The sequence below is a fragment of the Phenylobacterium sp. Root700 genome (genome assembly GCF_001429025.1).
Taxonomy (GTDB): domain Bacteria; phylum Pseudomonadota; class Alphaproteobacteria; order Caulobacterales; family Caulobacteraceae; genus Phenylobacterium.
In genome coordinates this window covers 305,849-325,898 of record NZ_LMHT01000022.1, presented here as the reverse complement: position 1 = coordinate 325,898, position 20,050 = coordinate 305,849, and the positions used below count along the sequence as shown (strand labels likewise).

16 protein-coding genes and 1 tRNA gene are annotated in these 20,050 nt (G+C 66.9%); 9 read left to right on the top strand and 8 right to left on the bottom strand.

Annotated features, from left to right (window positions below):
- The first annotated feature begins 12 nt into the window (after positions 1–12).
- Together ASE02_RS12430 and ASE02_RS12425 are read left to right on the top strand one after the other, a co-directional pair.
- Positions 13–414, top strand: coding sequence for an iron-sulfur cluster assembly accessory protein (locus ASE02_RS12430; RefSeq protein ID WP_056734592.1), 402 nt, complete (start codon positions 13–15; stop codon positions 412–414).
- A gap of 94 nt (positions 415–508) precedes the next feature.
- Positions 509–1,693, top strand: a complete 1,185-nt coding sequence (locus ASE02_RS12425) for a low temperature requirement protein A (RefSeq protein WP_056734590.1) — start codon at positions 509–511, stop codon at positions 1,691–1,693.
- On the opposite strand, the gene ASE02_RS12420 is transcribed toward ASE02_RS12425, so the two are convergent.
- The 7 genes from ASE02_RS12420 to ASE02_RS12390 all read right to left on the bottom strand — a co-directional run bounded on the left by ASE02_RS12420 (position 1,690) and on the right by ASE02_RS12390 (position 12,216).
- Positions 1,690–2,487 carry an enoyl-CoA hydratase/isomerase gene (locus ASE02_RS12420; RefSeq protein WP_056734588.1) on the bottom strand — a complete coding sequence of 266 codons (798 nt, stop codon included), beginning with the start codon at positions 2,485–2,487 and terminating at the stop codon, positions 1,690–1,692. The genes ASE02_RS12425 and ASE02_RS12420 overlap by 4 nt on opposite strands.
- 79 nt (positions 2,488–2,566) lie before the next feature.
- On the bottom strand, positions 2,567–3,622 hold the full coding sequence (locus ASE02_RS12415; RefSeq protein ID WP_056734586.1) for a GGDEF domain-containing protein: 1,056 nt from the start codon (positions 3,620–3,622) through the stop codon (positions 2,567–2,569).
- Between the two features lie 99 nt (positions 3,623–3,721).
- Positions 3,722–5,383, bottom strand: coding sequence for a DEAD/DEAH box helicase (locus ASE02_RS12410; protein WP_056734583.1), 1,662 nt, complete (start codon positions 5,381–5,383; stop codon positions 3,722–3,724).
- 342 nt (positions 5,384–5,725) lie between these two features.
- Entirely contained in the window at positions 5,726–7,786 is a 2,061-nt protein-coding gene (parE, locus tag ASE02_RS12405) for a DNA topoisomerase IV subunit B (RefSeq protein ID WP_056734581.1), read from the bottom strand.
- 167 nt (positions 7,787–7,953) lie between these two features.
- Positions 7,954–10,269, bottom strand: coding sequence for an acylase (locus ASE02_RS12400; RefSeq protein WP_082602034.1), 2,316 nt, complete (start codon positions 10,267–10,269; stop codon positions 7,954–7,956).
- A gap of 158 nt (positions 10,270–10,427) precedes the next feature.
- On the bottom strand, positions 10,428–11,837 hold the full coding sequence (gene glnA, locus ASE02_RS12395; RefSeq protein WP_056734580.1) for a type I glutamate--ammonia ligase: 1,410 nt from the start codon (positions 11,835–11,837) through the stop codon (positions 10,428–10,430).
- Positions 11,838–11,877: 40 nt separating this feature from the next.
- Positions 11,878–12,216: a P-II family nitrogen regulator gene (locus ASE02_RS12390; protein WP_056734578.1), complete on the bottom strand. Its 339-nt coding sequence runs from the start codon at positions 12,214–12,216 to the stop codon at positions 11,878–11,880.
- 231 nt (positions 12,217–12,447) lie between these two features.
- Here ASE02_RS12390 and ASE02_RS12385 point away from each other — a divergent pair, with 231 nt between their 5' ends.
- From ASE02_RS12385 to ASE02_RS12370, 4 genes are all read left to right on the top strand, one after another.
- Positions 12,448–13,983: an acetyl-CoA acetyltransferase gene (locus ASE02_RS12385; RefSeq protein WP_056734576.1), complete on the top strand. Its 1,536-nt coding sequence runs from the start codon at positions 12,448–12,450 to the stop codon at positions 13,981–13,983.
- A gap of 4 nt (positions 13,984–13,987) precedes the next feature.
- A complete protein-coding gene (locus tag ASE02_RS12380; protein WP_056734937.1) occupies positions 13,988–14,557 on the top strand; it encodes a histidine phosphatase family protein in 570 nt (189 codons plus the stop codon).
- 19 nt (positions 14,558–14,576) lie between these two features.
- Complete coding sequence (locus ASE02_RS12375) at positions 14,577–16,028, top strand: bifunctional ADP-dependent NAD(P)H-hydrate dehydratase/NAD(P)H-hydrate epimerase (protein WP_056734574.1); 1,452 nt, start codon at positions 14,577–14,579, stop codon at positions 16,026–16,028.
- A 254-nt stretch (positions 16,029–16,282) separates the two neighbouring features.
- Positions 16,283–16,909 carry a LysE family translocator gene (locus ASE02_RS12370; RefSeq protein WP_056734572.1) on the top strand — a complete coding sequence of 209 codons (627 nt, stop codon included), beginning with the start codon at positions 16,283–16,285 and terminating at the stop codon, positions 16,907–16,909.
- Here the strand turns inward: ASE02_RS12370 and pseH are convergent.
- On the bottom strand, positions 16,906–17,472 hold the full coding sequence (gene pseH / locus ASE02_RS12365; RefSeq protein WP_056734570.1) for a UDP-4-amino-4,6-dideoxy-N-acetyl-beta-L-altrosamine N-acetyltransferase: 567 nt from the start codon (positions 17,470–17,472) through the stop codon (positions 16,906–16,908). The two genes, ASE02_RS12370 and pseH, sit on opposite strands and share 4 nt — an antisense overlap.
- Positions 17,473–17,625: 153 nt before the next feature.
- On the opposite strand from pseH, the gene ASE02_RS12360 reads away from it, so the two are divergent.
- The 3 genes from ASE02_RS12360 to ASE02_RS12350 all read left to right on the top strand — a co-directional run bounded on the left by ASE02_RS12360 (position 17,626) and on the right by ASE02_RS12350 (position 20,049).
- Positions 17,626–17,710: transfer RNA gene (locus ASE02_RS12360), tRNA-Leu, on the top strand.
- Between the two features lie 203 nt (positions 17,711–17,913).
- Positions 17,914–19,272 (top strand): trigger factor, encoded by a 1,359-nt coding sequence (tig, locus tag ASE02_RS12355; protein ID WP_293460329.1) that lies wholly within the window; start codon positions 17,914–17,916, stop codon positions 19,270–19,272.
- 162 nt (positions 19,273–19,434) lie between these two features.
- Positions 19,435–20,049 (top strand): ATP-dependent Clp protease proteolytic subunit, encoded by a 615-nt coding sequence (locus ASE02_RS12350; protein WP_056734567.1) that lies wholly within the window; start codon positions 19,435–19,437, stop codon positions 20,047–20,049.
- Position 20,050 lies beyond the last annotated feature (1 nt).

Genomic DNA, 20,050 nt, shown 5'->3' with positions numbered 1-20,050 from the left:
ATAAGGCTGAGCATGACCGACCTTAACCTCACGCCCGCTCCTCGCGTTCGCCGTCCCCGGCCAAAGGTCATCACCCTGACCGACGCCGCGGCCGTCCGCGTGCGCGAGATCATGGACAAGGCCGAGAAGCCTTATGCAGGCTTGCGGGTTGGCGTGAAGAACAGCGGCTGCGCCGGCCAGGAATACATTCTGGAATACGCCGAAACCGCCGGGCCGCTGGACGAGGTGGTCGAGGACAAGGGCGTGACGATCCTGATCGAGCCCAAGGCGGTGCTGTTCCTGATCGGCACCACGATCGACTACGTGACCACCAAGCTCTCCTCGAAGTTCACCTTCCAGAACCCGAACGAGACCGACGCCTGTGGTTGCGGCGAAAGCGTCACCATCGAGCCCGCCAAGGCGCACGACGCCTAGCGGCGGCCGAGCTTCTCGAACAATCTTTGCATGAGGCCGCTGGCGCGTCCGCTGCGCTGGCCTAGACTTGCCCCTGCGAAAGCGGAGAACGGGCATGATCGGGGCGCGGGCGGATCTGCAGCGGAGGCGCGCGGGGCACGAGCACCACCGCGTCACCTATATCGAGCTGTTCTTCGATCTGGTCTTCGTCTTCGCGATCACCCAGCTTTCTCATTCGCTGCTCGAGCACCTGACGCCGATGGGCGCGGTGCAGACCGCGCTGCTGTTCCTCGCGGTCTGGTGGGTGTGGATCTACACCTGCTGGATCACCAACTGGCTGGAGCCGGACCGCACGCCGGTCCGGCTCATGCTGCTGGTCCTGATGTTGGCGGGGCTGATGCTCTCGACGTCGCTGCCGCGGGCCTTCGGCGACCGCGGCCTGGCCTTCGCTGGGGCCTATGTCTTCATGCAGGTCGGGCGCTCGGCCTTCGTCATGTGGGCGCTTCGCGGCCACAACGCGGCCAACTATCGGAACTTCCAGCGGATCACGATCTGGCTGATCGGTTCGGGGGTGCTGTGGATCGCCGGCGGCTTGGCGGAAGACGGCGCGCGGCTGGCCCTGTGGGCCTGCGCCATGCTGATCGACTTCGTCTCGCCGTCGCTGGGCTTCTGGACACCGGGCCTTGGCCGATCGACCACCGCCGACTGGGACGTCGAGGGCGCGCACATGGCCGAGCGTTGCGCGCTGTTCGTGATCATCGCGCTGGGCGAGTCGATCCTGGTCACCGGCGCGACCGCCGCCAATCTTGAGCCGAGCGTCGGCGTGATCGGCGCGTTCCTGGCCGCCTTTGTCGGCAGCGTGGCCATGTGGTGGATCTATTTCGACGCCGCCGCCGAGCGCGCGAGCCGGCAGTTCGTCTCCTCCAGCGATCCCGGCCGAGTGGCGCGGCTGGCCTATACCTACATCCACATGCCGCTGATCGCCGGCGTGGTGGTGACCGCCGTAGGCGACGAACTGACCTTGGCCCATCCCTACGGCGAGATGCATCTCAGCACCGCCGCGGTGCTGCTCGGCGGCCCCGGCCTCTACCTGCTGGGCGACCTGTTGTTCCGGCGCGCGACGACCGGGCGACTGCCTCGCGCCCATATCGGTGGCCTGCTGGCCTTGGCGGTGTTGGCCCCGATTGGGATGAGCATGACGCCCTTGGTCCTGAGCGCGCTGGTCTCGGCCGTCTTGGTGGTGGTGGCCGCGTCCGAGACCATCTGGGTGAGGCGTGAGCGAGCCCGCGCCTCGACCTAGCGGCCCTTGAACTCCGCGGGGCGCTTCTGAAGGAAGGCCAGGATGCCCTCGCGGCTGTCCTCGGTGCGGCCGGCGTGCTTCTGGGCCGTGCGCTCGGCGTGGAGCTGGGCGGCCCATTCCTCGTCTAGGCTCTCCCAGACGAGCTTGCGGATGGCGCCCAGGGCCTTGGGGCCGGTGGCCAGCGCCTTGGCCAGCTCCATGGCCGTGGCCATCAACTGGTCGTCGGGCACGCAGCGGTTGACCAGGCCCCATTCCAGCGCGGTCTTGGCCGGAACCTTCTCGCCGAGCAGGGCCATCTCCATGGCGCGCGCCTTGCCGATCAGCCGGGGCAGCAGGTAGGTCGAGCCGCCGTCCGGCACCAGGCCGATGCGGCGGAACGCCTGCAGGAAGTAGGCGCTCTCGGCCGCGACGATGATGTCGCCCATCAGGGCCAGCGAACAGCCGACGCCGGCGGCGACGCCGTTGATCGCGGTGACGATCGGGATGGGGTATTCGCGCAGCGAACTGACGAAGGGGTTGTAGGTGCTCTCCAGGCTGGCGCCGGCGTCGGGGCCTTCCGGATCGGCCGTCTCGGGAGCAGGGCCTCTGCCCGAGAGATTGGCGCCGGAGCAAAAGCCTCGGCCCTCGCCGGTCAGCACCACGCAGCGCACGGCCTCGTCGTTCTTGAAGGCTTCGAAGGCGTCCTGAAGCTCGGCCATCAGGTCGAGGCCTGCGGCGTTCAGGGTGGACGGGTCGGCCAGGGTCACCAGGCCGATACCGTCGCTTACCGACGTCTTGATCTTCGAATAGGCCATGGCGGGCTCCCCTTGGGCGTCTCTGCGGACGATCTAAGAGAGGATACCCCGGCGTCAGGCTAGGGGAAAAGCGCCAGGCTCAGGCTGCGGCGGCGACGGTCTCGGCGCTGGTCACCCGATTGCGGCCCGAACGCTTGGAAACATAGAGCGCGCTGTCGGAGCGCTCCATCAGGCCGTGGGCGCCTTCGCCGCGATGCAGCTCGGCCAATCCGACCGAGACGGTGATCGCGCCCAGGTCGTCATTGGTGGAGCGGCGCTTCAGCATGCGGGAGGAGACTTCCTCGCGGATCTCTTCCAGGACGGTGATCGCTATCTCGGCGGTCTCGCGCGGGAAGATCAGCGCGAACTCCTCGCCGCCGTAGCGGGCGGCGAAGCGAGGCGGTGCGCCGACCCGGCCGATCACGCTGGCCACGTAGCGGATCACCTGGTCGCCGGTCTGGTGGCCCCAGGTGTCGTTGAAGTTCTTGAAGTGGTCGATGTCGATGACCGCCAGGGTCAGGCTGTGGCCGTCGGCCTCGGCGTCGGCGCAGGCCCGGGCGAGCTCTTCGTCGAAAGCCTTGCGGTTGGCCAGGTTGGTCAGGCCGTCCGTGGTGGCGTCGCGTCGGACCTGTTCCAGGTGTTCACGCAGCTTGGTGACCTCGGAGGTCGATTCCGACAGGCGCTTTTCGAGGGACTTGTTCTCGCGCTGGACGCGCCGAGTGGCGGTGCTCAGGTTCTCGACCATGGCCTTGAGTTCGGCCGCATCGTCCATGTCGGCCAGGGACCGTGAGGCGCCGGCCAAGGTCTGGCCGTAGGCTTCGCTGGATTTCTGGGCGCTTTCGATGGCGCGGCTGACGGCGTCCAATTCCTTGGTCAGGGCGTCGCCGGCGTCGCGGATCTGTTCGTTCAGCTTGGCCTTCGGCAGGAAGGCGGCGGCCAGTTCGTCCGCGAGCGTGTCGGTGAAGGCTTCACCGGACGACAGCAGCCGGGCGATTTCCCGCCCCAGGGCGCTGTCGGGCTCGGCGACGTAGTGGGTCCAAAGCTCGAAATTGACTGCGGTCGGCCAAACCTGGTTCGCCTCCATGGCGTCCATGGTCCGACGGGCGAGGGCGTAAGCCCCCGGTCCACGCAGTTTGGTTTCGATGTCGCCCGACATTCTGTCTTCCCCGGTCTCAAGCTCCGCGTTTCACGCAGAACCCTAATTCTGGGCGATGACCTTAGTCGGGATAGCCGAACGAGCCGTTAAGGCGCGGCTCTATTCGGTGGTCGAAGGTCTGGGCGAGGCGCGCAACAGGAACGCCGGAGTGTCGGCGCCGAAGCCCACGACGCTGTCGCGGTCGTCGTGGTGATCGTCGCGGCGGGGACGCTCGTCACGACGAGGGCGCGCGTCGCGATGTGCACGATCCTCGCGTTGCGGGCGTTCTTCCTGACGAGGGCGCTCTTCCCGGCGGGGACGTTCTTCCTGACGAGGACGTTCTTCCTGGCGGGGGCGTTCCTCGCGGCTAGGACGTTCCTCGCGGTTGGGACGTTCCTCGCGGACGACGGGCGCCTCGGGAGCGACGACGGTCGCGGGCTTGGGCTCGGCGCGGCCACGGGTCCGGCGACGCGGAGCAGCTTCCTCGCCCTCGGCGGCTGGCGGCGCGACAATGGCGTCCATCGAGGCGACTTCACCGTGCGGCTCGATACGGCGCGGGCGCTGTTCGCGGCCACCGCGTTCGCGGCCGCCACGGTCACGTCCACCGCTGCGTTCGCGGCGTTCGTCCTTGATGCTGGCGAAGTCGACGCCTTCCAGCACGACCTCTTCAGGGTTCTTGCCGATCAGCTTCAGCACCTTGTCGATGTTCTTCGCATCGGCAGGGGTGACGATCATATAGGCCTTGCCGCTGCGGCCGGCCCGGCCGGTGCGGCCGATCCGGTGCACATAGTCGTCGGCATGGTGCGGCACGTCGTAGTTGAAGACGTGGCTGACGTCAGGAACGTCGAGACCGCGAGCGGCGACGTCCGACGCGCAGAGCAGCTTCAGCTCGCCCTTGCGGAACGCTTCCAGCGTGCGCATCCGCGTGGCCTGATCGAGGTCGCCGTGGATGGGGGCGGCGTCGAACCCGTGGGTCTTCAGCGACTTGGCGACGATGTCGACTTCGGATTTGCGGTTGCAGAAGACGATGCCGTTGCGCACGTCGTCGGCGGCGATCAGCATGCGCAGCGCAGTGCGCTTGGCCTTCGGATCGGCGGTCGGCAGTCGCACGATGTACTGCGAGATGGTCTCAGCCGTGGTGGCCGGCCGCGTCGCCTCGATCCGCACCGGATCATTGAGGAACTGCTTGGTCAGCCGGGTGATTTCCGGCGGCATGGTCGCCGAGAAGAACAGCGTCTGCTTCTTGGCGGGCGTCAGCTTGAAGATGCGCTCGATGTCGGGGATGAACCCCATGTCGAGCATGCGGTCGGCTTCGTCGACCACCAGCATCTGCACGCCGGTCATCAGCAGCTTGCCGCGTTCGAAATGGTCGAGCAGGCGGCCCGGCGTGGCGATCAGGACGTCGACGCCCCGATCAAGCTTCAACTCCTGGTCCCCGAAGGAGACGCCGCCGATCAGCAGCGCCCAGGACAGGGTCCGCTTCTGACCCTTGGAGTATTTGTCGAAGGAGGCGGCGACCTGGTCGGCCAGCTCGCGGGTCGGGGCGATCACCAGGGCGCGCGGCATGCGCGCTTTCGAGCGCCCAGCGGCCAGGCGTTCGATCATCGGCAGGGTGAAGGCGGCGGTCTTGCCCGTGCCGGTCTGAGCGATGCCAAGAACGTCGCGGCCTTGCAGGGCGACGGGGATGGCTTCAGCCTGGATCGGCGTGGCGGTGGTGTAGCCGGTCTCGGCCACGGCCAGAAGCGTAGCGGGCGACAAGCCCAGTTCGGAAAATTCGGTCATTCAGTTGCAATGGGGGCGGCGCGCCCGCCCGTAAAAGGAAGTGAGCTTGCAAGCCGCGGCGGCGCGGACGGCGATCGTCACGCGCGGCGGCAAGATACGGCGTGCGAGCTTCAAGTCAAACGCGTTCTGTAGCTAGTAGTTCAAAGGCCCTCGGGGTTTGTCCGCCGACCGGGCCAAATCGCCCGTGGTCGGACGGCTTATGAACGGCGGGACGAAGACCGGCGCGCGACATGTCAGGCGGCGGCCGAGGGCTCGGCGGTGCTGGCGCGGGCGGCGCCAAGACGCTTGGCGAGCCGTCGTCCAAGCTGGATCCCTGGGACGGAAACAGCCCGCCAGCCGGGGCTAGACGTCGAGGTCGGCCACCGCGAACTCAGCGTTTTCCTGGATGAAGCGGAAGCGGAGCTCCGGTTTGCGACCCATCAGGGCCTCGACCAGGTCCTCCACGCTTTCCTCGGCGCGGGGCAGGGTGACGCGGGCCATGGTCCGGGTGGTCGGGTCCATGGTGGTCTCCTTGAGCTGGGCCGGCATCATTTCGCCCAGGCCCTTGAAGCGGCCGATCTCGGGCTTCTTGCCCTTGAACTCGGTGGCCAGCAGCTCCTCGCGGTGTGCATCGTCGCGGGCGTAGATGGTCTTGCCGCCATGGCTCATCCGATAGAGCGGGGGCAGGGCGAGATAGAGCCGGCCGGCCCGGATCAGGTTCGGCATGGTGCGGTAGAAGAAGGTGATCAGCAGGGAAGCGATGTGGGCGCCGTCGACGTCGGCGTCGGTCATGATCACCACGCGCTCGTAGCGCAGGTCCTCTTCCTTGAATTTCGAGCCGCCCTGGACGCCCAGCGCCAGCATCAGGTCGGTCAGTTCCTTGTTGCCGCCCAGCTTGTCGAGCGTCGCCGAAGCGACGTTCAAAATTTTGCCGCGCAGGGGCAGGATCGCCTGGGTGCGGCGATTGCGGGCCTGTTTGGCCGAGCCGCCGGCGGAGTCGCCTTCGACCAGGAAGATCTCCGTGCCGTCGGTGGCTTGGCCCGAACAGTCGGCCAGCTTGCCCGGCAGGCGCAGCTTGCGGGTCGCCGAGGCGCGTTGGACGTCCTTGTCGCGCCGGCGCTTCAGCCGCTCTTCGGCGCGCTCGATCACGAACTCGAGCAGGGCCGAGGCGGCCTTGGGCTGCGCGGTCAGCCAGTGATCGAAGGGGTCGCGCAGGGCGTTCTCGACCAGCTTCTGGGCGTCGGACGACGACAGCCGCTCCTTGGTCTGGCCCTGGAATTCGGGGTTGCGGATGAAGACGCTGATCAGCGCCCCGGCCTGGGAGATCACGTCCTCGGCCGTTAGGATGCTGCCGCGCTTCTCGCCGGTCAGTTCGGCGTAGGCTTTCAGGCCCCGGGTCAAGGCTGCGCGCAGGCCGGCTTCATGGGTGCCGCCTTCCGGGGTGGGCACGGTGTTGCAGTAGGACTGCATGAAGCCGTCGGCCTCACCGAAGCCGGCCGGGGTCCAGGTCAGCGCCCACTCGACTGCGCCGCCTTCGCTCTTGCGCTCGATGCGCCCGGCGAAGGGCTCGGGGGTGACGGTCTCGATGCCCTTGACCCGCTCGGCCAGGAAGTCGGCCAGGCCGTTCGGGAAGCGGAAGGTCGCTTCGGCCGGGGTCTGGTCCTGGATGCGGGAGGGATCGCAGCTCCAGCGGATCTCGACGCCGCCGAACAGATAGGCCTTGGAGCGCGCCATCCGGTAGAGGCGGGCCGGCTTGAAGACCGCGTTCTCGCCGAAGATCTGGTGGTCGGGCAGGAAGCTGATCGCCGTGCCCTTCTTGCGGGTCGGGTTCAACTTCTCGATGCCGGCCAGCGGCTTGCCGCGGCTGAACGACTGACGCCATTCGAAGCCGTCTTTCCAGGCGGTGACATCGACGCGCTCAGACAGCGCGTTCACCACCGAGACGCCGACCCCGTGCAGGCCGCCCGAGGTCTCATAGGCCTTGCCCGAGAACTTACCGCCCGAGTGCAGGACGGTCATGATGACTTCCAGCGCCGACTTGCCCGGATGTTTCGGGTGCGGGTCGACGGGGATGCCGCGGCCGTCGTCCTTGACGGTCAGCACGCCGTCGGCGTCCAGCCGCACCTCGATCAGCTTGGCGTGGCCGGCGACGGCCTCGTCCATGGCGTTGTCGAGAACTTCGGCGAACAGGTGGTGCAGCGCGCGCTCGTCAGTGCCGCCGATGTACATGCCGGGGCGTTTACGAACGGGCTCGAGCCCCTCGAGGACCTCGATGTCCTTGGCCGAGTAGCCGTCGAGCGGCTCCTTGGTTCCCAACACGACGGGATCAGGCCGCGGCTCATGGCTCTGCGCCAGCGGCGCGGCGGGCGCGGGATTCAACGCGTCGTCGAAGAGGGAAGCTTGCGGAGTGGGGGGCTGGGACATGCTGCCGGGAAAATGGAACGATTCGAGACCGCCCCATATGAATCGCCGACCAAGCGAATGCAATGTGGCGCAGCAGGGCGCGACATCGCGGACTGGGGAGGGAACCGATTATGCGCGGGAGAACCGCGCCGCGGCGCCCGCCCGAAGCGGCGAGCGCCTGCCGGAGCCTATTTTCCCTTGAGCGCCAACACTGGCCCGGCGCCGTCCTTGGCGATGTCGGCCTTGCTGAAGGGCAGGCGGTGCCAGCCCTTCTTGGAGTAGAGCCAGGTCTGGTCGGCGAAGTAGGGCGAGGCCGGGTCCGAGGACTGCGAGTAGGACAGCACGGCGTCCGCCACCGGTCCCTTGTCGTCGAAGGTCACGACCTGGATGTAGCTGGAGCCGTGATTGGGCACGTAGCCGCCGGCCTGCGGGTTCCAGCGCGCTTGCTGGGCGTTCAGCACCCCGTCGCCGCCTTCGCCGCCGTGGATCGGGATCTTCTGGTCGCCGCGGATCGCGAAGTGGATCGAGCCATAGGGCGCGTCCAGCGGCGTCTTTTGGGTTTCGAGCACCTCGACCGCGCCGGCTAGGGCCGCTCGCAGCTTGGCGGCGGTCTCGCCGTCGGTCTTCAGGCCACGCGGGGTGTGGACCGGATCGGCGGGGTCGAAGGGCGTGGCGTAGAGGTTCGGGATCTTCTGGGCCAGACGCCAGAACTCGACGAAGACGTGGGCGCCGACGCTTTCGTTGTCCATGCGGCGGTCCCACTTGGCCAGGACCTCGCAGGCGGCCTTGATGTCCACGGTCTTGCCGGCGGCGGTGGTCGCCGTGGGGCTGGCGCCGCAGACCTTCAGCGCGTCGTCGAGATAGAGGTCGGCGGCCAGGTTACGGTTCCAGAACAGCATGGTCTTGATCTTCTGGGCGTCGAAGGTCTTGCCCTCCAGGCCGTCTTCGCCGGCCAGGCGGCTGTCGATCTCCACAATGCCTGAGCGGGTGCGCAGGTTCTGCGGGGTCGCCGCGGGGCCGACCAGCGGCGAGAAGGCCGCCATCGGCGCCTTGGCGTTGGCCAGCCAGTAGCTGTCATTGCTGTTGGCGACATAGTCCGTGCGGACGATGGCCGGCATGGCCGCGCCGGGCATCAGGCCGGGCGCGTCCCAGTTGCAGGCCGAGCGCGCGCCATCCAGCACATAGACCCGCGCCATCGGCCCGAGGGCGGCGGCGGCGGCGCTGGGCGCGCAGTCCTTCAGCTTCTGGGCCGAGACGTTGGGGGTGGCGGTGATGTCGGCGTAGAGCGCGTCGCCATGCCGGTCGGCGGCGATGGTGTTGACCCACGGAATGCCCAATGTCTGCTCGATCACCTGCCTGATCTCGCCCACCGACTTGGCGCGGGCGATCCGCAGCCAGGTTTCGGACGAGTTGGAGTTGCCCCGGTTGGCGTCGCGCAGGGCGTAGGCGGTCTTGGTGTTCCAGGTCAGGCCAGCCTGGGGCATCACCACGACCGGGCCGTAGCTGGTCGTATAGAATGTGCGGGTCTGCGGCCCGGTGGGGGTCTCGACCGTGACGTTCTTGCGATCCATGACGTGGCGCTTGCCGTCGACGAGGTAGGCGGTCGGATCGGCCGGATCGAGGGCCAGTTCGAACAGGGTGAAGTGGCGGTCGGTGGAGACCGTGTGGGTCCAGGCCACGTCCTTGTTGAACCCGATCGACATGCCCGGTCCGCCGGCGATGGTCACGCCCATCACGTCGAACTTGCCGGGGATCGTCAGGTGGGTCTGGTAGAAGCGATTGGTGCCTTCCCACGGGAAGTGGGGGTTGCCGAGCAGCAGACCCGACTGGTTGGCGGTGACCTCGCGGCCGAAGGCCCAGCCGTTGGAGCCCAGGCCGATCATCTCGGCCATGTTCGGCAGGCCAAGGCTCGCGGCCGGCTTTAGGGCCGCGGCGGTCGTCGGCGGCGCGGCGGCGTTGGTCTGGCGCAGCCAGGCCCCGCCGCTGGCCTGGATCATCCGCTCCTCGTTCAGGCGCAGCATGTCGTCGATCGTGATCGGCCGCAGCCAGGCCTTGTCGCCGCACTCGCCGGGCAGCTTGTCCTTGGGCGTGTCGGCCAGGAAGCGGTTGAAGCCGGCGACATAGCCGTCGACCAGGTCGCGATAGTCGGCAGGGCCCTTGGCGCGGGCGGCGCGCAGGGCCGCGATGTCGGTGTTGGCCCGGAAGAAGAAGTCGCTCTCCAGGTTCTTGATGTCGGTGAAGGCGATGACGGTGGTGGCGTCGGGGCCGAAGTGCTTGGCGCGCTCGCCGTTCACCGTGACGACCTTGTCGGCCAGCAGGCAGAGGTTGTCCTGGGCGAAGGTGTAGCCCTGGCCATAGCCAATGCCGCGATAGTTCTTGGCGGTGATGTGGGGGATGCCGAACTGGGTCCGGACGATCTGCGCCTCATAGGGGGCGGCGACGACGCTGGAGGCCAGACCCGCGCCCAGCACCAGGGCGGCCGTCGTCAGAAGCTTCTTCGCCATCGTGATTCCCCCATTCGCCGCCTGCGTTTTCCGCAAGCTTGGCCGGGGATGTCGGCTGACTGAACAGCGTCCGTCAACCACCCTGAGGTGCGCCCAACAGAGAAGGGGCCGCGGATTGCTCCGCGGCCCCTTCCTGAAATCGCCTCAGGCGGTTTCGACTAGCAGGAATAGTACATGTCGAATTCGACCGGGTGCGGATGCATCTGGAGGCGCATGACCTCTTGCATCTTCAGCTCGATGTAGGCGTCGATGAAGTCGTCGTCCATGACCCCGCCGGCCTTCAGGAAGCCGCGGTCCTTGTCGAGGTTTTCCAGAGCTTCACGCAGCGAGCCGCAGACTTCCGGAACCTTCTTCTGCTCGCGGGGCGGCAGGTCGTACAGGTTCTTGTCTTGGGCCGCGCCCGGGTCGATCTGGTTGATGATGCCGTCCAGGCCGGCCATCAGCAGGGCGACGAAGGTCAGGTAGGGGTTGCCCATCGGGTCCGGGAAGCGGGCTTCGATGCGCTTGGCCTTCGGCGAGTCGACGTGCGGGATGCGGATCGAGGCCGAACGGTTGCGGGCCGAGTAGGCCAACTTCACCGGGGCTTCGTAGCCGGGCACCAGACGCTTGTAGGAGTTGGTGGTCGAGTTCGAGAAGGCGTTGATCGCCTTGGCGTGCTTGATGATGCCGCCGATGTACCACAGGCACATTTGCGACAGGCCGGCGTACTTGTCGCCCGCGAACAGCGGCTTGCCGTCGGCCCAGATCGACTGGTGGACGTGCATGCCCGAACCGTTGTCGGCGAACATCGGCTTGGCCATGAAGGTCGCCGACTTGCCGTAGGCCGCGGCCACGTTGTGGATGACGTATTTGTAGAGCTGCATCCGGTCGGCCATGACGATCATGGTGTCGAACTTCAGGCCGAGTTCGTGCTGGGCCGGCGCCACTTCGTGGTGGTGCTTTTCCGGCTTCATGCCGAGCTCGCCCATGACGGCCAGCATTTCGCCGCGCAGGTCTTGAGCCGAGTCGACCGGGTTGACCGGGAAGTAGCCGCCCTTGGGACCCGGGCGGTGGCCCATATTGCCCTCGGCGTACGACTTGCCGGTGTTGGCCGGCAGTTCGGTCGAGTCGTAGGAGTAGCCGGTGTTGTGCGGATCGGTGGACCAGCGCACGTCGTCGAAGATGAAGAACTCGGCTTCAGGGCCGAAGAACACGGTGTCGCCGATACCGGCCGACTTCACGTAGTTCAGCGCCGCCTTGGCGATCGAACGCGGGTCGCGGTTGTAGGGGGTGCCGGTGTCGGGGTTCACGACGTCGCAGAACAGGCACAGCGTGGTCTGCTGGTAGAAGGGGTCGATATAGGCCGTGTCCAGGTCCGGACGCAGCTTCATGTCGCTTTCGTTGATCGCCTTCCAGCCCGCGATCGACGAACCGTCGAACATCGTGCCGTCGGTCAGGAATTCCTCGTCCACCAGATCGATATCAAAGGTGACGTGCTGCATTCGACCGCGAATGTCGGTGAAGCGGACGTCGACGTACTTGACGTCTTTTTCCTTGATCTCGTTCAGAATGTCCTGGGCGGTAGCCATTGGTCTTATCCCCTTGAAGAAGTCTCGATAGGCTAAAGTCTTAGACGGCTGCGGCGCCGGTCTCCCCGGTGCGGATGCGCAGCACGTCGGTGATTTCCGACACGAAGATTTTCCCGTCGCCGATGCGGCCGGTGCGGGCTGCGCCTACGATGGATTCGAGTGCGGGCTCAAGCTGATCATCGGCGACGACCACCTCGATCTTGATCTTGGGGAGGAAGTCCACGACGTACTCCGCGCCTCGGTACAGTTCGGTATGGCCCTTCTGACGGCCATAGCCCTTGGCTTCGATCACGGTCATGCCTTGAACGCCCAGCTCCTGCAGGGCTTCCTTCACCTCGTCCAACTTGAACGGTTTGATGATGGCTTCGATCTTTTTCATGACCCGGTCTCACTCGTGCAGCGGCCGCCCCTGCGGTTGGGGCTACGAGCACGCTCGGGCGGTGGACGACAAGGGCTAGGGGCTTGCGGTTCCGTCGCGGGAGCATGCGATGATCGTAATGCCGCAATTTTAGTCACACGGCGCCCAAAAGGCGATCAGCGCCGCAAACGCATTGCCGGGTCGGTCCAGCGCCTAGGTTTGGCGCGGATGCGGGTCGGGAGGGGACGAAAAATGGACGACAGGACACCGGTTCTCATCGGAGCGGGCCAATTCACCTACAGGGGCGAACCGGGCGAATCGCCGTCGCCGACCGCATTGCTGAAGATTGCGGCGGAACGCGCGGCGACTGACGCCGGATTGAAGGCCGAGGCGCTGGCGGGAATCGACACCCTGGCGGTGGTCGGCTTCACAATCGACGCGCCAGGGGGAGGGCGGCTGGTGCCCCATTCCACCAATCCGCCCGCCACCCTGGCTCGGCGGTTGGGCGCCGATCCGGCCTACTCTGTCTATTCGCACATGGGCGGCAACAGCCCCCAGCAGCTGGTCAACACCGTCTGCGAGCGGATCGCCAAGGGCGAGACCCAGCTGGCCCTGGTGGTCGGCTGCGAATTCCTCGGCTCGGCGACCAAGCGCCTGCAGCGCGGCCTGGGCTTCGCCGACTGGGACGATGTCGACGAACTGCCCGAGCCCAACCGCATCGGCGATCCGCGTCCCGGCGTCACGCCTTACGAGGCCAAGCACGGCATCGGCCGGCCGATCAACTGCTACCCCTTGTTCGAGAACGCCCTGCGGGCCCGCGACGGGCGCTCGATTCCCGACCACCAGAAGCGCATGGGCGAGCTGTTCGCGCCTTTCACCGAGGTGGCCGCCAAGAATCCCGAGGCCTGGTTCCCCATCGCGCGCTCGGCGCAGGAACTGGTGGAGATCACCGAACGCAACCGGATGGTCGGCTTCCCTTACACCAAGTACCTGAACGCCATCATGGAGGTGGACCAGTCCGCCGGGGTCCTGGTGGCCAGCTTGAAGACCGCCCGCGAACTGGGCGTGCCGGAAGACAAGCTGGTCTATCTGCACGGCTGCGCCGACGCCTCGGACCTCTGGTTCCCGATCGACCGGCAGGACTTCCATTCCAGCCCGGCCATGCGGCTGACCGGCCAGCGGGCCCTGGAGATGGCGGGCGTGGGCATCGCCGACATCGGTCATATCGACCTCTATTCCTGCTTCCCGGTTGCGGTTGAGGTCGGGGCCGAGGAACTGGGCCTGTCGCTGGACGATCCTCGCGGCCTGACCGTCACCGGCGGGATCCCGTACATGGGCGGCCCCGGCAACAACTACGCCATGCACTCCATCGCCGTGATGATGCAGCGTCTGCGCGATGATCCCGGTTCCTACGGCCTGGTCACGGCCAATGGCTGGTTCCTGACCAAGCAGTCGACCGGCGTCTATTCCACGACCCCGCTCAACGGCCCGTTCGAGCGGCAGGACCCGAAGCTGATCCAGGCCCAGATCGACGCCTTGCCGCACCCGGTTGTCATCGAAACGCCAACAGGCGCGGCCACAATCGAAACCTACACGGTCGTCCACGGCCGCGAGGGTTACATGATGGGCATCGTCATCGGCCGCGATTCGGAGGGCCGCCGCTTCATCGCCAACACCCCAGCCGACGAAGCCACGCTTCGCGACCTGGAGGCGAGCGAGGCTGTGGGCCGCACCGGAACCGTCGGACGTTCCGAGGACGGCGCGCGCAACATTTTCGTACCGGATTGATTTGATGTCCCGACTTTACCTGATCCGCCACGGCAAGCCGGCCGCCACCTGGGGCGAGGCCGACGAGGACCCCGGCCTGGACGACGCCGGCAAGGCGCAGGCCGATGCGGCGCGGGACTATCTGATGTCGTTGCCGGAAGCTGACCGTCCCAAGCGGGTGGTCAGTTCTCCGCTGCGGCGCTGCCGGGAAACCGCAATGCCGACCGCGCAGGCGCTCGGCGTCGATCTGGAGATCGACCCCGCCGTGGGGGAAATCCCGACGCCGGCCGGCCTGAGCGCGCAGGACCGCCCGGCCTGGCTGCGCGGCGTGTTCCAAGGCAAGTGGAAGGACGTCGAGGGCGACTTGGACTACGAAGCCTGGCGCGGAGAGATCGTGAAAGCCCTGCATGCGCGGGGTGGCGCCGCCGTCTTCTCGCATTATGTGGCGATCAACGCGGTCATGTCGCATCTGGATGGCGACGAGCGCGTTCTGGTCTTCCGCCCGGATCACGCCTCGATCTCCACCCTGGAGACCGGCGGCGACGACTTGATCCTGGTGGAACGGGGGCGCGAAGCCTCGAGCGGCGTTCTTTAGACTAGCCACAGGAGCGGCCGTGCCCGCGCGCAGGATTCACACGGTCGCTGAGATCGCCGCCGCCGATCGGGCCGCCATCGCCGCCGGCACGCCCGGCGCCGAACTGATGGAGCGGGCCGGCGCGGCGGTGGTTGAGGCCATCGTCGAACGTTTCTCCCAACGCTCGGTCGCTGTTCTGTGCGGCCCCGGCAACAATGGCGGCGACGGCTATGTCGTGGCCCGCCTGCTCAAGGAACGCGGCTGGCCGGTGGAGGTGAGGGCGCTCGCTCCGCCGCAGACCGACGACGCCAAGGCCGCGGCGGCCCGCTGGGACGGCGGCCTTGTCGCCTTCGACGCTCCGCTGCAGGCGCGGCTGTTTGTCGACGCGATGTTCGGCGCTGGTCTGTCGCGACCGATGAATGGCGAGGCCGCGGCCATCGCCGCCCGCCTGGCCGACCAGCCGCAGGCCGTGATCGCCGTGGATGTTCCGAGCGGGCTGCCGGGCGACACCGGCGCGCCGCAGGGGCCGGTGATCCAGGCCGGCCTGACCATCACCTTCCACGCCAAGAAGCCAGCCCACGTGCTGCTGCCGGGCCATAGCCTGTGCGGCGAGGTGATCGTCGCTGACATTGGGCTGGCCGAGACCTTCGGCGATCTGGTGGAGAACGGGCCGGACTTCTGGCTCTCCAGCTTCCCCTGGCCGACCTCCCTGTCCCACAAGCACGCGCGCGGCCGCCTGGTGGTGGTGTCGGGCGAGGCCTGGAACACCGGCGCGGCGCGGCTCGCGGCGCGTTCGGGTCTGCGTCTGGGGGCCGGCGTGGTGACCTTGCTGTCGCCTTCGGAAGCGCTGTCGGTGAACGCCGGGCACCTGGAAGCGGTGATGCTGAAGGGCTTCGACACCGAGGCCGAGCTGGAGCAGCTGGCCGCCGACGTGGACGCCGCCGTCATCGGCCCGGCCGCCGGCGTCACCGAGAACACCTTGGTCAATGTCTTGGCCTTGGCGCGCACCGGCGCGGCGCTGGTGATCGACGCCGACGCCATCACCGTTTTCCGCGACGACCCTGAGGAGCTGTTCTCGGTGCTCGACGTCGACGACGTGTTGACCCCGCATCCGGGTGAGTTCGAGCGCCTGTTCCCTGGCGTGCTGAAGGACTCCCCCGAACGGATCACCGCGGCGCGCCGGGCCGCGAAGCAGGCCGACGCCATCGTGCTGCTCAAGGGTGGCGACACGGTGATCGCCGCGCCCGACGGCCGGGTCTGCGTCAACGTCAACGGCTCGCCGTGGTTGGCGACGGCGGGGTCGGGCGACGTGCTGGCGGGCTTCATCGGGTCGTTGATCGCCCAGGGCATGGAGAGCTTCGAGGCCGCCTGCGCCGCGGCCTGGATTCACGCCGAGGCCGCCGACCTGCACGGTCCTGGCCTGACGGCGGAGGACTTGCCCGGTCTCGCCCCCAGCATCCTGCGCCGGCTCTATGAGGGGCGCGATCTCTAGCCGTGTGGCCAAGCCTAGCGGCTCATGCTAACGCCGATTTCAACATGATCTCGATCCTCCAACGCGCAGCAGCCATTCAGGCTATTGGCCGCCCGGTATCGGCCGGGCGGGCAGTTCTGCGCGTGTGGGAGGGCGTCGAGGTCTAGGGTTCCAAGCGAACCTGACGATCATTCGAAAACCCCTTCCGGCGACGGAGGGGGTTTTTGCTTTCAGGGCCCCAATCCTGCGCCAGGAGCACCCTCAAGGAACCTCCCATGACTTCCCTTACTCCCGAACTGCTGGCGGCGTTGGCGCTGTTCGCCTTCGTGTCCTCGATCACGCCGGGGCCTAACAACGCCATGCTGATGGCCTCGGGCGCCAACTTCGGCTTCAAGGCCACTGTGCCGCACCTGCTGGGCGTGACCATCGGGTTCTTCGTCCTGGTGGTGGCCGTCGGCCTGGGACTGGGCGGGCTGTTCTCGGCCTATCCGGAACTTCACGACATCCTGGCGGTGGCGGGCGGGGCCTATCTGCTGTGGCTGGCCTGGAAGATCGCCACGGCGAAGGGGATCTCGGCGGGGAACGGGGCGGGCAAGCCCCAGACCTTCCTGCAGGCCGCCGCCTTCCAGTGGGTGAACCCCAAGGCGTGGGCGATGGCGCTCGGCGCGGTCACCGCCTATGCGCCGCGCGAGCACTATGTCGCCAATATCCTGGTGGTCTCGCTGATCTTCGTGGCGATCAACCTGCCGTGCGTGATGAGTTGGACAGGCTTTGGCGTCGGCCTGCGCCGCTTCCTCGACAAGCCCGCCGTGCTACGCGGTTTCAACATCGCCATGGCGGTGCTGCTGGTGGTGTCGTTGATCCCGCTGGCCCTGGAACTTGTCGGTCCCAGGGGCGGCTAGACGGGCAGGCCGCGGGTCTTGAGCCGCTCGCGGCTGGCCTCGCGGACCGCCGCCCAGTCGCGGGCCAGAAGCCCCAGCCCGACCACGTCGGAAGGAACACCGTCCTTCCAGACGTGCTCGCGGAACAGCGCCTCGCGCTGGAAGCCGAAGGCCTCGTGCATTTTCCAGACGGCCTCGTTCTCGACCAGCACCTCGCACCAGAGCTTGCCGAGGTTCAGTTCGCCGAACACGTGCTCGATTACGAAGTACTCGACGAAGGCTCCGACCCCGCGCCCGCGCACCGACGGATCGGCGAGGTAATAGGCCCAGGCCGCGCGGCGCTGGCCCACGTCGATATCGGCCAGGTTGGCTAGCCCGACAGGCGTTCCGTCCAGCTCGATGATCCAGTAGCGCCGGGTCTGGTTCGCCAGGGCGCCGGCGAACCAGCGCTCATGCTCGGCCTGGGAAATGACGTGGTCGGTGTACATCCACCGGCGGATCTCCGGCAGGTTGCGCCAGGCCAGCATGCGCTCGCTGTCCTGCGGCCCGGCCAACCGCAATTTCACGTCGACGACCTGCGCCATGCCCAGCAACCCCGCGACGGACCAGCCCCGCCAGACGCAGGATCACCGCCGTCCGGCTGAATTGTACGTTAACCAGGAACCAGAATGTGGCCGCGCCTTCTGGTCGATGACGCTTGACGCGGCCCGCCGGTTCGCCGATGGCAGGGGCGGAACGCGGGCGTGGCGGAACTGGTAGACGCACTAGATTTAGGTTCTAGCGCCGCAAGGCGTGGAGGTTCGAGTCCTCTCGCCCGCACCAATCCCTAATCAGACGACGGCCCGCGCGGGTTGCTTGCTCGCCTTGCCGTCCGATAGCGCTGTCTTTGGGCTTGGACTGGCGCGTGCGAAATGACATAAGAGCGCCCGCTCGCCGCCGCTTGTTCGGCGGCGACCATCGTTTCACCCCTAGGGCGGATCTGTTGGCGCGAGTTCGCGCCGCACTCCGGAATTTCGAGAATGTCGATGCAGATCGTTGAAAAGTCTGGCGAAGGCCTGAGCCGCGTTTACGGCGTGACCGTCCCGGTCGCGGATCTGAACGAACGGCTCGAGGCGCGGATCGTCGAGATCATGCCGCAGCTCAACATCAAGGGCTTCCGTCCGGGCAAGGTGCCGGCCGCGCACGTCCGTCGCCTGCATGGCAAGGCGCTGATGGCCGAGGTGGTCGAGCAGACCATCACCGAGACCACCCAAAAGGTGCTGGCGGACAACAACCTGCGCCCCGCCGGCGAACCCGACCTGAAGCCCGAGGGCGATATCGCCCAGGTGATCGACGGCAAGGCCGATCTCTCCTACGAGATCGCTGTCGAGATCATGCCGGACTTCGAGCCGACCGACCTGACCAAGATCTCGCTGACGCGCCCGACCTACGAGCCGTCCGCCGAGGAAGTCGACGAGGCCGTCGAAGAGCTGGGCAAGCAAAACATCACCTACGAGCCGCGCACCGGCAAGTCGGTGAAGTCCAAGGACGGCGACCAGGTCGTGATCGACTTCGTGGGCCGCATCGACGGTGAAGCCTTCCAGGGCGGCACGGCCACCGATTCGGAGCTGGTCCTCGGTTCGGGCCAGTTCATCCCGGGCTTTGAAGAACAACTGATCGGCGCCAAGGCCGGCGACGAAGTCATCGTGAAGGTGGCTTTCCCCGCCGACTACCAAGCCGCCAACCTGGCCGGCAAGGACGCCGAATTCACCACCACGGTGAAGGAAGTCCGCGCCCCGGTCGAATCCAAGATCGACGACGCCATGGCCGAACGCCTGGGCATCGAAAGCCTCGAGAAGCTGAAGGAACTGCTGAAGCAGAACCTGGAGTCGCAATACGCCGGCGCCTCGCGCTTCAAGCTGAAGCGCGCCCTGCTGGACGTGCTGGACGAGCGCCACGACTTCCCGCTGCCGCCGAAGATGGTGGAAGCTGAATTCGCCGCCATCTGGCAGCAAGTTCAGCAGGACAAGGACCGTGGCGGCCTGCCGCCGGAAGATTCCGAGAAGTCGGACGACCAGCTGCAGACCGAGTACCGCAAGATCGCCGAGCGCCGCGTGCGTCTGGGCCTGGTCCTGGCCGAGATCGGCCGCGCCAACGAAGTGCAGGTCACCGAGCAGGAACTGCTGGAAGCCATGCGCGCCGAAGCCATGCGCTACGGCCAGCAAGCCCAGCAGATCTTCGACATGTTCCGTCAGAACCCGAACATGCAAGCCCAGCTGCGCGCCCCGATCTTCGAAGACAAGGTCGTCGACCTGATCGTCGACAAGGCCACGGTGACGGACGAGAAAGTCTCCAAGGAAGAGCTCCTCAAGGAAGACGACATGCCGGCCGGCTACGGCGCCTAAGCGCCCCAAAACGTCGATCGCACCATCAGAATCCCTCCCCGAATCGGGGAGGGATTTTCTTTAGGACTATCGGTCACCTTGCGTTGGCCCCTCCGCCACGCGATATCGGTGGGGAACGCGGCTCTGCGCGCAGAGTCGACCCATCCAGAGAGGCTTTCTTCTATGCGTGACCCGCAGATCACCGCGCTGAACCTGGTGCCCATGGTCGTGGAGCAAACCAGCCGCGGCGAGCGCGCTTTCGATATTTTCTCCCGCCTCCTGAAGGAGCGGGTGATTTTCCTGAACGGTCCGGTCGAGGACGGCATGTCGGCGTTGATCTGCGCCCAGCTGCTTTATCTCGAAGCCGAGAACCCCAAGAAAGAGATCCAGATGTACATCAACTCCCCCGGTGGAGTGGTGACGTCGGGCCTCGCGATCTACGACACCATGCAATACATCAAGTCGCCGGTGGTGACGCTGTGCATGGGCATGGCCGCCTCGATGGGTTCGTTCCTGCTGATGGCCGGCGCGAAGGGCTCGCGGATCTCGCTGCCCAACGCCCGCATCATGGTGCACCAGCCGTCGGGCGGTTACTCGGGCAAGGCCTCGGACATCGAGCGCCACGCCGAGGACATCATCAAGACCAAGCGCCGCCTGAACGAAATCTACGCCAAGCACACCGGCCGGACCTTTGAAGAGGTCGAGGAAAAGCTCGACCGCGACACCTTCATGACCGCCGAGGAGGCCAAGGAGTGGGGTCTCGTCGACCACGTCTATGAGACGCGCTCGGACGACTAAG

What these genes read in the sequence shown, in the direction of transcription:
- ASE02_RS12390 (WP_056734578.1), bottom strand. Translation starts at nt 12,216, where the DNA reads ATGAAAAAGATCGAAGCCATCATCAAACCGTTCAAGTTGGACGAGGTG.
- ASE02_RS12380 (WP_056734937.1), top strand. Translation starts at nt 13,988, where the DNA reads ATGTCCCGACTTTACCTGATCCGCCACGGCAAGCCGGCCGCCACCTGG.
- ASE02_RS12420 (WP_056734588.1), bottom strand. Translation starts at nt 2,487, where the DNA reads ATGGCCTATTCGAAGATCAAGACGTCGGTAAGCGACGGTATCGGCCTG.
- ASE02_RS12415 (WP_056734586.1), bottom strand. Translation starts at nt 3,622, where the DNA reads ATGTCGGGCGACATCGAAACCAAACTGCGTGGACCGGGGGCTTACGCC.
- ASE02_RS12385 (WP_056734576.1), top strand. Translation starts at nt 12,448, where the DNA reads ATGGACGACAGGACACCGGTTCTCATCGGAGCGGGCCAATTCACCTAC.
- ASE02_RS12400 (WP_082602034.1), bottom strand. Translation starts at nt 10,269, where the DNA reads ATGGCGAAGAAGCTTCTGACGACGGCCGCCCTGGTGCTGGGCGCGGGT.
- parE (WP_056734581.1), bottom strand. Translation starts at nt 7,786, where the DNA reads ATGTCCCAGCCCCCCACTCCGCAAGCTTCCCTCTTCGACGACGCGTTG.
- pseH (WP_056734570.1), bottom strand. Translation starts at nt 17,472, where the DNA reads ATGGCGCAGGTCGTCGACGTGAAATTGCGGTTGGCCGGGCCGCAGGAC.
- ASE02_RS12425 (WP_056734590.1), top strand. Translation starts at nt 509, where the DNA reads ATGATCGGGGCGCGGGCGGATCTGCAGCGGAGGCGCGCGGGGCACGAG.
- ASE02_RS12370 (WP_056734572.1), top strand. Translation starts at nt 16,283, where the DNA reads ATGACTTCCCTTACTCCCGAACTGCTGGCGGCGTTGGCGCTGTTCGCC.
- glnA (WP_056734580.1), bottom strand. Translation starts at nt 11,837, where the DNA reads ATGGCTACCGCCCAGGACATTCTGAACGAGATCAAGGAAAAAGACGTC.
- tig (WP_293460329.1), top strand. Translation starts at nt 17,914, where the DNA reads ATGCAGATCGTTGAAAAGTCTGGCGAAGGCCTGAGCCGCGTTTACGGC.
- ASE02_RS12410 (WP_056734583.1), bottom strand. Translation starts at nt 5,383, where the DNA reads ATGACCGAATTTTCCGAACTGGGCTTGTCGCCCGCTACGCTTCTGGCC.
- ASE02_RS12430 (WP_056734592.1), top strand. Translation starts at nt 13, where the DNA reads ATGACCGACCTTAACCTCACGCCCGCTCCTCGCGTTCGCCGTCCCCGG.
- ASE02_RS12350 (WP_056734567.1), top strand. Translation starts at nt 19,435, where the DNA reads ATGCGTGACCCGCAGATCACCGCGCTGAACCTGGTGCCCATGGTCGTG.